Source organism: Microbacterium sp. PRC9 (genome assembly GCF_031844125.1).
Taxonomy (GTDB): Bacteria; Actinomycetota; Actinomycetes; order Actinomycetales; family Microbacteriaceae; genus Microbacterium.
The window spans coordinates 85,423-97,420 of the sequence record NZ_JAUZUR010000004.1; the positions used below are offsets into that span (position 1 = coordinate 85,423).

The window sequence follows — 11,998 nt, forward strand, 5'->3', positions numbered from 1 at the left end:
GGACATCCTTGATCATGTACCATGTTCACTATGTCCGGCACTCAGATTCTCGACACGCTTCTCGCGCTGTCCGGGGTGCTGAGCGCCGACCAGGAGCGCGAGCTCGACCGCCGAGGCCTCACGCCCGCCCGCACGCACATCCTCTGGCTCGTCTTCCACGAAGGCCCGCGCACCCAGGCGGAGCTCGCAACGGCGCTCGGTGTGACGCCCCGCAACATCACGACCCTCGTCGACGGGCTCGAGGCGACCGGTTTCGCACGCCGCGAGCCACACCCCCACGATCGCCGGGCCGTGCTCGTCACTTTGACGCCGCGCGGCGAACAGGCGATGCGCGCCATGGATGCCGAGCACACCGAGCTCGGCGCGCAGCTCATCGACGGCCTCGATCACGCGACGGCCGAGGCGACGCTGCGGGGGCTGACGCATGTCCTCGACCGGCTGAACCGGCTCATCGCGGAGCACGAGGCCCGGTCCACCGAGGAGGGTCCGTGATGAGCGCCGTCGACACTCCACGCGACAGCCCCGCTCGACCCGAACGATCGCCAGCCACCCCGGCACCGCGCGGATGGCGGACGAAGCTGGCAACCTTCGCGCGGCGCGCATGGAACATGGAGCTCGGGGTCTATCAGAGCGTCTACCGGTTCGTGTTCCGCAGGCCCCGCGTTCCCGTGGGCGCCAGCGCGTTCCGCTATCACTCCCCCGTGCTGACGCTTCTCGTCGTCTTCATCGTGCTGTCGGCCGTCGAGATCCCGATCGTCGATCTCATCGTCCACCGCTGGACCTGGGTGCGCATCCCGCTGCTCGTCCTCGGCATCTGGGGCGTGACATGGATGCTCGGCCTCCTGCTCGGCTACCTCACCCGACCGCATGCGGTCGGTCCTGCCGGAATCCGCGTGCGACAGGGTACGGAGCTCGACCTCGACCTGCCGTGGGAGGTCGTTCGGTCGGTCGAGCGCTCACCACATCGGGTCGACAAGGCGCCCGCCGTCGTGGACGAGCCGGAGGGCCGCACGTTCGCCGCGCGCATCGCCAACGAGACCAACGTGCTGATCCGTCTCGAGCATCCGCTCGACGTGCGGCTTCCGCAGGGCCGCGACCGCGTGGAGGCGGTGCGGCTGTGGACAGACGATCTCGACGGATTCCTGTCGGCGGTGCGCACCCACATCCCCTGATCCCCGTCGACAATGGAGGGGTGGACGAGCCGGTCTTCGTGATCCCCCTGTGGGCCGACCTCATCGCCGTGGGTCTCGGCGGCATCCAGGGCGCGCTGTTCGCCTCAGGCTTCCGCGGTGAACGCCGGCTCGACCTGCTGGGCGTCGCGATCATCGGGATCGTCATGGGCATGGGCGGCGGTCTCATCCGCGACCTGCTGCTCAACGTCACGCCCACCACGCTGCAGAGCAATTGGTACCTGCTCACCGCGGTCGGCGCGGCACTGTTCGGGATGCTGCTCGCCGGCCTCTTCCAGCGCCTCAACGCCGTCATCGTCGGCCTCGACGCCCTGGTCATCGGCCTGTTCGGCGCGTTCGGGACCAGCAAGGCCCTCGTCCTCGGACTCCCGCTCGTGCCCGCCGTCTTCGTCGGGGTCTGTGCGGCGGTCGGCGGCGGCATCCTCCGCGACGTGATCATGGGCCTGCCGGTCGCGATCATGCACGTCGGCTCGCTCTACGCGGTCGCCGCGGGCGTCGGATGCCTCGTCCTCGCCACCTCGGAAGAGCTCGGCGTGAACGTGGTCATCGCCGCCGTGATCGGCATCGTCGTGACGACGGTGATCCGTCTGCTCGCCGTGATCTTCGACATCTCGCTGCCCGAGCAGCGGGCGCTCTACCGCCGCAAGGTGGCCGTGGAGACCTCGACGATCCCGATCGTCAAGCCCTGAGGCATCCGCGTTCAGACCCTGCGTCTCGACTCTGCGTTTCGACTCGTAAGCTCGCTCAACGACCGTGCTCCGCTCTCGCTCAGCGACCGGAGCTGCGAACACCGACGGGCGCGCGCGGGGATCACCCGCGCACACCCGTCGACGGTTCGCGCTCAGACGCCCGCGAGGGCCCCGGAGCGCTGCCGCGTACGGATGGCGCGGTTCACGCCCGACACGATCGCCTTGAGCGATGCGGTCGAGATGTCCGAGTCGATGCCGACGCCCCAGAGGCGCTCGCCATCGACCTGGAGTTCGATGTAGGCGGCCGCCTGCGCGTCGCCGCCTGCGCTCAGGGCGTGCTCGACGTAGTCGTAGAGCGTCACGTCGAATCCCTGTGCGCGGATGATCTCGAGGAATGCGGCGACCGGGCCGTTGCCGCGACCGGATGCCTCGAACCGGTCGTCGCCGTCGCGCAGGGTGATGTCGAGCGCGACATCGCCCGACAGGTCGCTGCGGGTGCTGGTCGCCAGCAGCTCGAAGCGTCCCCAGCGCTCGTCGGCGACCTCCGACGGCAGGTACTCGTCGGTGAAGATCTTCCAGATCTGGTCGCTCGTGACCTCGCCACCCTCGGCATCGGTCTTGGCCTGCACGACGCCCGAGAAGTCGATCTGCAGCTTGCGGGGCAGATCCAGCGAGTGGTCGGTCTTCAGCAGGTACGCGACGCCGCCCTTGCCCGACTGCGAGTTGACGCGGATGACCGCCTCGTACGAGCGGCCGAGGTCCTTCGGATCGATGGGCAGATACGGCACGGCCCACTCGATCTCGTCGACGGTGACGCCGGACGCCGCGGCGCGGGCCTCCATCGCCTCGAAGCCCTTTTTGATCGCATCCTGGTGCGAGCCGCTGAAGGCGGTGAACACCAGGTCGCCGGCCCACGGGCTGCGCTCGTGCACGGGCAGCTGGTTGCAGTACTCGACGGTGCGCTTGACCTGGTCGATGTCGCTGAAGTCGATCTGCGGGTCGATGCCCTGCGTGAGCAGGTTGATGCCCAGCGCGACGAGGTCGACGTTGCCCGTGCGCTCACCGTTGCCGAACAGGCAGCCTTCGATGCGGTCGGCGCCGGCCATGTAGCCGAGCTCGGCGGCGGCGATCGCCGTGCCGCGGTCGTTGTGCGGGTGCAGCGACAGGATGACGTTCTCGCGGTGCGCGAGGCGACGGCTCATCCACTCGATCGAGTCGGCGTACACGTTCGGCGTGGCCATCTCGACGGTCGCCGGCAGGTTGATGATGACCTTGCGCTCGGGCGTCGGCTCGAAGATCTCGATGACCTGGTTGCACACGCTCAGCGCGAACTCGAGCTCGGTGCCGGTGTAGCTCTCGGGCGAGTACTCGTAGAAGACCTTGGTCTCGGGGATGCGCTTCTCGAACTCGCGGCACAGGCGCGCACCCTCGAGGGCGATGTCGATGATGCCCTGCTCGTCGGTGCGGAACACCACCTCGCGCTGCAGCACGCTGGTCGAGTTGTACAGGTGCACGATCGCCTGCTTGGCGCCGGCGATGGACTCGTAGGTGCGCTCGATGAGGTGCTCGCGGGCCTGCGTCAGCACCTGGATCGTGACGTCGTCCGGGATGAGGTCCTCTTCGATGAGCTGACGCACGAAGTCGAAATCGGTCTGGCTCGCCGAGGGGAACCCGACCTCGATCTCCTTGTAGCCCATCTTCACGAGGAGGTCGAACATGATCCGCTTGCGCTCGGGGCTCATCGGGTCGATGAGCGCCTGGTTGCCGTCGCGAAGATCGACGGCGCACCAGCGGGGTGCGGTCGTGATGCGCTGGTCGGGCCAGGTGCGGTCGGGCAGATTCACGGTGATCTGCTCGTGGAACGGCCGGTACTTGTGGGTCGGCAGGCCCGAGGGCTTCTGGGTGTTCTGCATGATGTCGTCGCTTCTCTCGTCTGTTCCGAGCTGCTGCCCGATCGGGGCGGCTCGATGCCTGATGATGCGGGCCAACGAAAAGCTCCGCGACGAGGAAGGCCCTAGAACGAGGTCTCGTCGCGGCGGCTAAGAAGGAGAAGCCGGCCGAAGCGCATGGATTCAGGCTACACCCCGTGACGAGCGGAGAGCGAACAGATGACGCACGGATGCCGCGGCATCCGTTTCTGAGACGATCGGCGTCGATGCGACACCATCCAGACATGAGAGGTCTTCGCCGCCCGCTCGGCATCGCCGCCACCGCCGCCGTCGTCCTGCTCGCCGCCTCCGCGTGCGCGAGCGGGAGTCCGGGCGGGACGCCCGCGCCGGCCTCGCTCGGGGCGGTGACGCCGATCCCGCCCGAGGGCGAGGTCGCCGCCACCGGCACCGTGCTCGACACCGGAGGGGCCGCGCAGCTGTGCCTCGGTGCGGTGGCGGAGTCGTATCCCCCGCAGTGCACCGGGATCCCGCTCGAGGGCTGGACGTGGGACGGGGTCGACGGCGCGGAGTCTTCGGGTGAGGTCACGTGGGGCGCCTACGCGGTGCGCGGCGCCTACGACGGCGAGACGTTCACCTCGACGCAGCCGCCGATCCTCCTCGCCCTGTACGACCCGATCCGGCCGGAGGACCCGACGGGTGGCAGGCCCGGCGCGGGCGACGAGGCGACCCTCACCGCCATCCAGGACGAGCTCCCCGACAAGCTCGGCGACGCCTACCTGGCCTCCTCTGCGCAGGACGGGTGGCTCTGGGTCGACGTCGTCTGGGACGACGGGAGCTGGCAGGAGGCCGCGGACGCGGAGTACGGTGCCGATACCGTCATCATCCGCTCGGCGATCACCGAGACCGGTGGGTGAGCGACGCCGTCAGAAGCCGAGGCGCCCCAGCTGCTTGGGGTCGCGCTGCCATTCCTTCGCGATGCGCACGTGAAGCTTCAGGAACACCTTGGTGCCGACGAGCGGTTCGATCTGCGCGCGGGCGCGGGCGCCGACGTCGCGCAGCCGAGAGCCCTTGTGGCCGATGATGATGCCCTTCTGGCTGTCGCGCTCGACGACGATGTCGGCGTAGATGTCGGTCAGGTCGGAATCCTCGCGGGGCTGCACCTCTTGCACGACGACCGCGATCGAGTGCGGCAGCTCGTCGCGCACGCCGTCGAGGGCGGCCTCGCGGATGATCTCGGCGATGCGGTCCTCGGTCGACTCGTCGGTCACGACACCCTCGGGGTACAGTGCGGGGCCCTCCGGCATGAGGGCGAGCAGCTCGTCGCTCAGGACCTCGAGCTGGTCGCGCGTGAAGGCGGACAGCGGGATGACGGCGGCCCAGTCCTCACGAAGCTGGTCGACCTCGATGAGCCGCTCGGTGATCTCGTCGCGGGTCGCGGCATCCGTCTTCGTCACGATCGCGACCTTCTTCGCGCGGCCGTACCCGCTGAGCGACTCCGCGATGCGGCGGTCGCCGGGGCCGACCTTCTCGGTCGCTGGCACGCAGAACCCGATGACGTCGACGTCGCCGAGCACCTGCTCGACGAGGTCGTTGAGCCGTTGCCCGAGCAGGGTGCGGGGCTTGTGGAGTCCGGGGGTGTCGACGATGACGAGCTGACCGCCGGGCCGATTCAGGATCCCGCGGATCGCCCGGCGCGTGGTCTGGGGCTTGTCGCTCGTGATCGCGACCTTCTCGCCGACCAGGGCGTTCGTCAGCGTCGACTTGCCGACGTTGGGGCGCCCGACGAACGTGACGAAGCCGGAACGGCCTTCATCGGACGCGCGGGTCGATTCCGCCTCGGATGCCGGCGTGGGGTCGTTCTCGGTCATGACGTCTCTTCCTTCCGAGGCAGCCGGATCTCGCCGGTGCGGGGGCTCACGATGCGGATCTCGCCCGTGCGCGGTGAGCGGCCGATGTCGAGAGCAGGATCGCCGCGCTCGACGAACACCGTCGAGATCCCGCGCCCGCGTCCGCGCGACGCACCCCCGGTGAGCACGAGGCCGGCGTACTCGGCCGTGGCGCCCGGCTGCGGCACGCGGCCCAGGGCCTTGCCCAGCAACCCGCCGATGGAGTCGACGTCCTCGTCCTCGAGCTCCAGACCGAACAGGTCGCCGACCTCGTCGAGCCCGAGGCGGGCGCTCACGCGGTAGTGACCGGGCTCGAGCTCGGTCACCTCCTCGGCGCGCGGGTCGTACTCGTCCGAGATGTCGCCGACGAGCTCCTCGATGAGGTCTTCGAGCGTGACGAGTCCGGACACGCCGCCGTACTCGTCGACGACGAGACACACGTGCACGGCATCGCGCTTCATCTGCTGCAGCAGCGTCTCGGCCTTCATCGACTCGGGGACGAACACCGCCGGCCGCGCGATCCGGCTGATCGGGGCATCCCGCCACCCGGTCTCGTCGCGGAAGCCGAACTGCACCAGGTCCTTGAGGTACAGCACTCCGACCACGTCATCCGCGTCGTCGTCGACGATCGGCATGCGCGAGACGCCCTTCTCGAGGAACAGAGTCATCGCCTCGCGCGTCGAGGTCGAGGCATCCACTGTCACCATGTCGGTGCGCGGCACCATCACGGCCCGCACGAACGTGTCGGTGAAGTCGAACACCGAGTGGATCAGCTCGCGGTCGTCCTGTTCGATGAGCTCGTTCTCGGCCGCCTCGTCGATGATGCTGAGCAGCTGCTCCTCCGACGCGAAGGACGATCCTCGCGACGCGCCCGGCGTGATGCGCGTGCCGAGCGCGACGAGCCCGTGCGCGAGCGGCCCCAGGATGATGCGCACCCCGCGGACCACCGGAGCCGCCCCGCGCAGCAGTCCGCGCGCGTGCAGCCGTCCCACCGACCGCGGACTGGCGCCGACGACGACGTACGAGACGCCGGTCATGAGCAGGGCCGCCGCCAGCATCGCCCACCAGATGCTGTCGAAGAGGTCGACGAAGGCGACGGTGACGAGCACGGCGGCCGTCGTCTCGGCCAGCACGCGGATGAAGATCACGGCGTTGGCGTGCGCGTCGGGGTCGTCCGCGATCTTCCGCAGCGACGCCGCGTTGCGGCCGCCTGCTCCGAGCTCGGCGAGGTCCGCGCGGGAGGTGACGCTGAGCGCCGCGTCGATCGCGACCATGAGGGCGCCGAACGCGAGCAGGAGCGCTGCGGCGACGAGAAGAAGGGCGGCGGTCATGCGCGAGGTCGTCGGCGTTCGGATGCCTGGAACGAGGTGATGAGCTCGCGCTGCAGTCCGAACATCTCCCGCTCCTCCTCCGGCTCGGCGTGGTCGAAGCCGAGGAGGTGGAGCAGGCCGTGCGTGGTCAGGAGGATGAGCTCGTCGAGCGTGGAGTGCTTCGCGGCCACCGCCTGGGTCTCGGCGACCTGCGGGCACAGCACGATGTCGCCCAGGAGGCCTGGAGGCGTGGGAGCGTCCTCCGTGCCGGGACGCAGCTCGTCCATCGGGAAGCTCAGCACGTCGGTCGGGCCCGGCTCGTCCATCCACTGGACGTGCAGCGCCTCCATCGCGCCCTCGTCGACCAGGAGGATCGCGACGTCGGCGTCGGGGCTGACGTGCAGTTCGGCGAGGTTGTGCTCCATGAGGCGCAGCAGGACCGTCTCATCGACGGCGATCCCCGATTCGTTGCCGATCTCGATGGTCATGGGCGTCCTCGCTTCGGAAGGTGGTCACGGGGTCCTCCGCCGCGCACGGTGGCGGTGCGGCGCTCGGCGCGGTTGGCGAACTCGGATGCCTCGTCCCGTTCGCGACGAGCGGCCATCCGGCGCTCGTCGTATTCGCTGTAGGCGTCGACGATGCGGCCCACCAGGGTGTGGCGCACGACGTCGTCGCTGGTCAGGTACGAGAAGTGGATGTCGTCGATGTCGCCGAGCACGCGGGTCACCAGCCGCAGGCCCGACGCGCCCTGCGGCAGGTCGATCTGCGTGATGTCACCGGTCACCACCATGCGCGTGCCGAAGCCGAGACGCGTGAGGAACATCTTCATCTGCTCGGGGGTGGTGTTCTGCGCCTCGTCGAGCACGACGAACGAGTCGTTGAGGGTACGGCCGCGCATGTAGGCCAGCGGCGCGACCTCGATCGTGCCGCTCGCCATGAGCTTGGGCACGAGCTCCGGGTCCATCATCTCGTTGAGTGCGTCGTACAGCGGGCGCAGGTACGGGTCGATCTTGTCGGTGAGCGTGCCGGGCAGGAAGCCGAGCCGCTCCCCCGCCTCGACGGCCGGCCGCGTCAGGATGATGCGGCTGACCTCCTTGCGCTGGAGCGCCTGGACGGCCTTCGCCATCGCGAGGTACGTCTTGCCCGTACCGGCCGGACCGATGCCGAACACGATGGTGTTCTCCTCGATCGCGTCGACGTACGCCTTCTGGCCGAGGGTCTTCGGGCGGATGACCTTGCCTCGCGACGACAGGATGGCCTCGCCCAGCACCTCGGACGGCCGCGGGCCGCCCTCGCTGCGGAGGATGCGGTTCGACGACGCGACGTCGTCCTCGCCGAGCGAGTGACCCGCTCGGGTCATCGCGACGAGCTCGTCGACCAGCGTCCGTGCCGCCGCGACGGCCGGCGCCTCGCCCGTGAGGGTGATCTCGTTGCCGCGCACATGCACGTCGACACCCGGGTGCTCCTTCTCGACGACCCGCAGCAGCCGGTCCTGCGGACCGAGAAGCTGCACCATCGCGACGCCGTCGACCTCGACGTGGTCGCTCACCGTCTCATGACCGGGGTGATCAGGCACCGACACTCTTCTCTTCGAGGCCTCCCGCGAGCACATGGGCGTGCACGTGGAAGATGGTCTGGCCCGCGTTCGGGCCGGTGTTGAAGACCAGGCGGAAGTCCCCGTCCGAATGATCGGCGGCGACCGTGTTCGCGAGTCCTACGAGCTCCGCCATGAGGTCCGGGTCGCCGGCGGCGAGCTCGACGACGTTGCGGTACTCGTCGGTCTTGGGGATCACCAGCAGGTGCACAGGCGCCTTCGGGGCGATGTCACGGATGGCGAATGCGTTCTCGGTCTCTGCGATGATCTCGGACGGGATCTGCCCGTCCAGGATGCGCGTGAAGATCGAAGGCTCACTCATGTCGCAAGTCTACCGACGGGGCCCTGCGACCGGCTCCGGGAGCGGTCGGTGACCCTGTCGGACCGTCACCACCGCCCGAGCGCGGTGCTGACGACGGCCAGCGCCGCGGGACCCGCGGTCGACGTGCGCAGCACCGTGTCGCCGAGACGCACGCCTCGCGCGCCCGCGGCCGCGAGGGCATCGAGTTCTTCGGGGGCGATGCCGCCTTCGGGCCCGACGACGAGCACGATGTCGCGCTCCTCACCAGGGTCGACCGCGAGTGCACTGAGCCGCTCGGTCGCCGTCGGCTCCAGGATCAGGACGACGGATGCTGCCGCCCGGCGCACGAGCGCCGCGGTCGTGGTGAGCTCCGCCACCTCCGGCACCCACGCGCGGTGGGCCTGCTTCGCGGCCTCCCGCACGATGGTCGCCCAGCGGGCGCGGCCCTTCGCGGCCTTCGCCGCGTCCCAGCGGGACACGCTGCGCGCGGCCTGCCACGGCACGATCTCGTCGACGCCGAGCTCGGTCGCCGCCTGCACGGCGAGCTCGTCCCGGTCCCCCTTGGCGAGGGCCTGCACGAGCACGATGCGCGGGCTCGGGGGCGCAGCATCCGTCCGTCTGTCGATGCGCACGACCACCTCGCGGGGCGCCACCGACTCGACCGAGCCCGTGAGCCACGCTCCGCGGCCGTCACCGACCGTGACCTCCTCGCCGACGCGCACCCGGCGCACCGTCGAGGCGTGGTGGGCCTCCGCGCCGGTGAGCGTCACCGCGTCGCCGGGAGCGGCGTCGACGGGCTCGTCGAGGAGGAAGTGCAGTGCCATGGGTCAGCTGTTCCGGAACCGATCGCGGAGCTTCGCGAAAAGGCCCTGGTGGAACTCTGCGAGCTTGGGGGCCGGCGCCTTGGTGCGCTTCGCGAAGTCCTCGATGAGGGCGCGCTCCTTGTGGTCGAGTCGCGTGGGCGTGACCACGTGCACGCCGACCTTAAGATCGCCGCGCTGCGAGCCGCGCAGCGGCGTGATGCCGCGGCCCTTGATCGTCAGGATGTCTCCCGCCTGCACGCCTGCCCGCACTTCGAGGTCGACCGGGCCGTCGAGGGACTGGATGGTCGTCGTCGTGCCGAGGATGGCGTCGGGCATCGACACCTCGAGCGTCGCCAGCAGGTCGTCGCCGTCACGGCTGAACACCTCGTGCGGCTGCACCGTGACCTCGATGTACAGGTCGCCGTTGGGGCCGCCGGCCGGGCCGACCTCGCCCGAACCCGGCAGCTGCAGGCGGAGTCCGGTCTCCACGCCGGCCGGGATGTCGAGCGACACGGTGCGGCGGGCGCGCACGCGGCCCTGGCCCTGGCAGGTGGCGCACGGGTAGGGGATGGTGGTGCCGTAGCCCTGGCAGACGTTGCACGGCTGCGTCGTGACCACGTTGCCGAGAAGGCTTCGCACCTGGCGCTGCACGTTGCCGGTGCCGTGGCAGATGTCGCACGTGACCGGGCTCGTCCCGGGCTGGCAGCACGAGCCCTGACAGGTCTCGCACACGACGGCCGTGTCGACCTCGATGTCGCGGTGGGTGCCGAACACCACATCGCCGAGCTCGAGGGTGACGCGGACCAGGGCGTCCTGCCCGCGCTCGCGGCGCGATCGCGGCCGGCCGCCGCGTGATCCGCCCGCCGCACCGAAGAAGGTCTCGAAGATGTCGTTGAACCCGCCGAAGCCGCCGGCCCCGCCGCCGAACGGCGAGTCACCGCCGCCCATGTCGTAGCGGGCGCGCTGCTCGGGGTCGCTGAGGACGTCGTACGCGTGCGTCACGAGCTTGAAGCGCTCGGATGCCTCCTCGCCCGGGTGCACATCCGGGTGCAGCTGACGGGCCAGCCGCCGGTAGGCCTTCTTGATCTCGTCGGTGGAGGCGTCGCGTGAGACGCCGAGGACCTCGTAGTGGTCAGCCACTTTCGCCTTCCTGCCGCGGCCGCGCCGCGGGATCGTGTGTGCGCGCGTGCGTCAGCGGGAGCTGTCGTCCTGCTCGAGCATGCGCGTGAGATAGCGCGCGACGGCGCGGACCGTCGCGAGGTTCGTGGGGTAGTCCATGCGCGTCGGGCCCAGCACGCCGACGCGGGCGAGGGAGCCCGTCGCGTCGTAGTCGCTGGCGACGACGGATGCCTCGGCCAGGCCGAACGCCTCGTTCTCGCGTCCGATGCTCGCCGCGAGGCCCTGCTCGTCGGCGACCATCTCGCCCATCAGCCGCAGCAGGGTCACCTGCTCCTCGATCGCCTCGAGGAGCGGATAGATGCTGCCGCGGAAGTCGGATTCTCGGCGTGCGAGGTTGGCGCTGCCGGCCATCACGAGCTTGTCCTGGCGGAACTCCTCGAGCTCCTCGGCGACGGCGCGGACGATCTCGTCGGTCGCGCGCTCGTGCGCCGGAGCCTGCGCATCCGGTCCCTCGAGGCGCTCGGCGATGCGCTGGAGCCCTTCGCGGACAGGCCGGCCGACCAGCAGGGTGCCGAGCCCGGCACGGATGTGTGCGAGGTCGACGTCGTCGAATTCCTCGCCGACGAACGTCAGGCGCTGCGACACGCGTCCCGTGTCGGTGACCACGATCACCAGCATCCGTCCGCCGCCGAGCTGGACCAGCTCGACGTGCGTGACGGTCGCGCGCGCGAACGACGGGTACTGCACGATCGCGACCTGGCCGGTCAGCTGCGTGAGCGCGCGCACGGTGCGCACGAGGACGTCGTCGAGGTCGCCGGAGCCGTCGAGGAACGCGGCGATGGCCGCCCGTTGGGCCGGCGAGAGCGGCCGGAGCTCCGCGAGATGGTCGACGAAGACGCGGTAGCCCTTGTCTGTGGGCACGCGGCCCGACGAGGTGTGCGGTGCGACGATGAGCTCTTCGTCTTCGAGCAGCGCCATGTCGTTGCGGATCGTCGCGGCCGACACTCCGAAGGCGTGCCGTTCGACGATCGCCTTGCTGCCGACCGGTTCGCGCGTGTCGACGTAGTCCTGGACGATCGCCCGCAGCACCTGCAGACCTCGTTCGCTGACCATCCCGCCTCCCCACGCCACAGCTGGCACTCGCATGACTGGAGTGCCAATTCTATCCGATGCCCCCGCCAGGATCGTCGAGCGACGCCGGGATGGATTGCGAAGCC

13 protein-coding genes are annotated in these 11,998 nt (G+C 69.9%); 4 read left to right on the top strand and 9 right to left on the bottom strand.

The genetic code is table 11. The annotated features are described in order from the left end of the window. Nucleotides 1-30 precede the first annotated feature (30 nt). From Q9R33_RS09655 to Q9R33_RS09665, 3 genes are all read left to right on the top strand, one after another. Nucleotides 31-492 (top strand): MarR family transcriptional regulator, encoded by a 462-nt coding sequence (locus Q9R33_RS09655; protein ID WP_310246775.1) that lies wholly within the window; start codon nucleotides 31-33, stop codon nucleotides 490-492. Between the two features lie 116 nt (nucleotides 493-608). Beyond that, on the top strand, nucleotides 609-1,172 hold the full coding sequence (locus Q9R33_RS09660; protein WP_311293609.1) for a hypothetical protein: 564 nt from the start codon (nucleotides 609-611) through the stop codon (nucleotides 1,170-1,172). A 20-nt stretch (nucleotides 1,173-1,192) separates the two neighbouring features. Continuing rightward, nucleotides 1,193-1,879, top strand: a complete 687-nt coding sequence (locus Q9R33_RS09665; RefSeq protein ID WP_056367377.1) for a trimeric intracellular cation channel family protein — start codon at nucleotides 1,193-1,195, stop codon at nucleotides 1,877-1,879. 152 nt (nucleotides 1,880-2,031) lie between these two features. Here Q9R33_RS09665 and leuA read toward each other — a convergent pair whose 3' ends face one another. Beyond that, nucleotides 2,032-3,792 carry a 2-isopropylmalate synthase gene (leuA, locus tag Q9R33_RS09670; protein ID WP_310246781.1) on the bottom strand — a complete coding sequence of 587 codons (1,761 nt, stop codon included), beginning with the start codon at nucleotides 3,790-3,792 and terminating at the stop codon, nucleotides 2,032-2,034. Nucleotides 3,793-4,052: 260 nt separating this feature from the next. On the opposite strand from leuA, the gene Q9R33_RS09675 reads away from it, so the two are divergent. Beyond that, a complete protein-coding gene (locus tag Q9R33_RS09675; RefSeq protein WP_311293610.1) occupies nucleotides 4,053-4,682 on the top strand; it encodes a hypothetical protein in 630 nt (209 codons plus the stop codon). Between the two features lie 9 nt (nucleotides 4,683-4,691). Here Q9R33_RS09675 and era read toward each other — a convergent pair whose 3' ends face one another. From era to hrcA, 8 genes are all read right to left on the bottom strand, one after another. Next, the gene (era, locus tag Q9R33_RS09680) at nucleotides 4,692-5,636 is read right to left on the bottom strand and encodes a GTPase Era (RefSeq protein ID WP_056367379.1); all 945 of its coding nucleotides are present in this window, start codon (nucleotides 5,634-5,636) and stop codon (nucleotides 4,692-4,694) included. Continuing rightward, complete coding sequence (locus Q9R33_RS09685) at nucleotides 5,633-6,985, bottom strand: hemolysin family protein (protein ID WP_056367380.1); 1,353 nt, start codon at nucleotides 6,983-6,985, stop codon at nucleotides 5,633-5,635. The genes era and Q9R33_RS09685 overlap by 4 nt, the downstream gene beginning before the upstream one ends. After that, nucleotides 6,982-7,452 (bottom strand): rRNA maturation RNase YbeY, encoded by a 471-nt coding sequence (gene ybeY, locus Q9R33_RS09690; RefSeq protein ID WP_310246792.1) that lies wholly within the window; start codon nucleotides 7,450-7,452, stop codon nucleotides 6,982-6,984. Before ybeY ends, Q9R33_RS09685 begins: the two co-directional genes overlap by 4 nt. Beyond that, entirely contained in the window at nucleotides 7,449-8,480 is a 1,032-nt protein-coding gene (locus tag Q9R33_RS09695; protein WP_311293830.1) for a PhoH family protein, read from the bottom strand. Before Q9R33_RS09695 ends, ybeY begins: the two co-directional genes overlap by 4 nt. A 52-nt stretch (nucleotides 8,481-8,532) precedes the next feature. Continuing rightward, nucleotides 8,533-8,880, bottom strand: coding sequence for an HIT domain-containing protein (locus Q9R33_RS09700; RefSeq protein ID WP_056367383.1), 348 nt, complete (start codon nucleotides 8,878-8,880; stop codon nucleotides 8,533-8,535). 65 nt (nucleotides 8,881-8,945) lie between these two features. Further along, nucleotides 8,946-9,683: a 16S rRNA (uracil(1498)-N(3))-methyltransferase gene (locus tag Q9R33_RS09705; protein ID WP_311293611.1), complete on the bottom strand. Its 738-nt coding sequence runs from the start codon at nucleotides 9,681-9,683 to the stop codon at nucleotides 8,946-8,948. A gap of 3 nt (nucleotides 9,684-9,686) precedes the next feature. Beyond that, nucleotides 9,687-10,802, bottom strand: coding sequence for a molecular chaperone DnaJ (dnaJ, locus tag Q9R33_RS09710; RefSeq protein ID WP_311293612.1), 1,116 nt, complete (start codon nucleotides 10,800-10,802; stop codon nucleotides 9,687-9,689). 51 nt (nucleotides 10,803-10,853) lie between these two features. Continuing rightward, entirely contained in the window at nucleotides 10,854-11,894 is a 1,041-nt protein-coding gene (gene hrcA, locus Q9R33_RS09715) for a heat-inducible transcriptional repressor HrcA (RefSeq protein WP_056367386.1), read from the bottom strand. Between the last annotated feature and the right edge of the window lie 104 nt (nucleotides 11,895-11,998).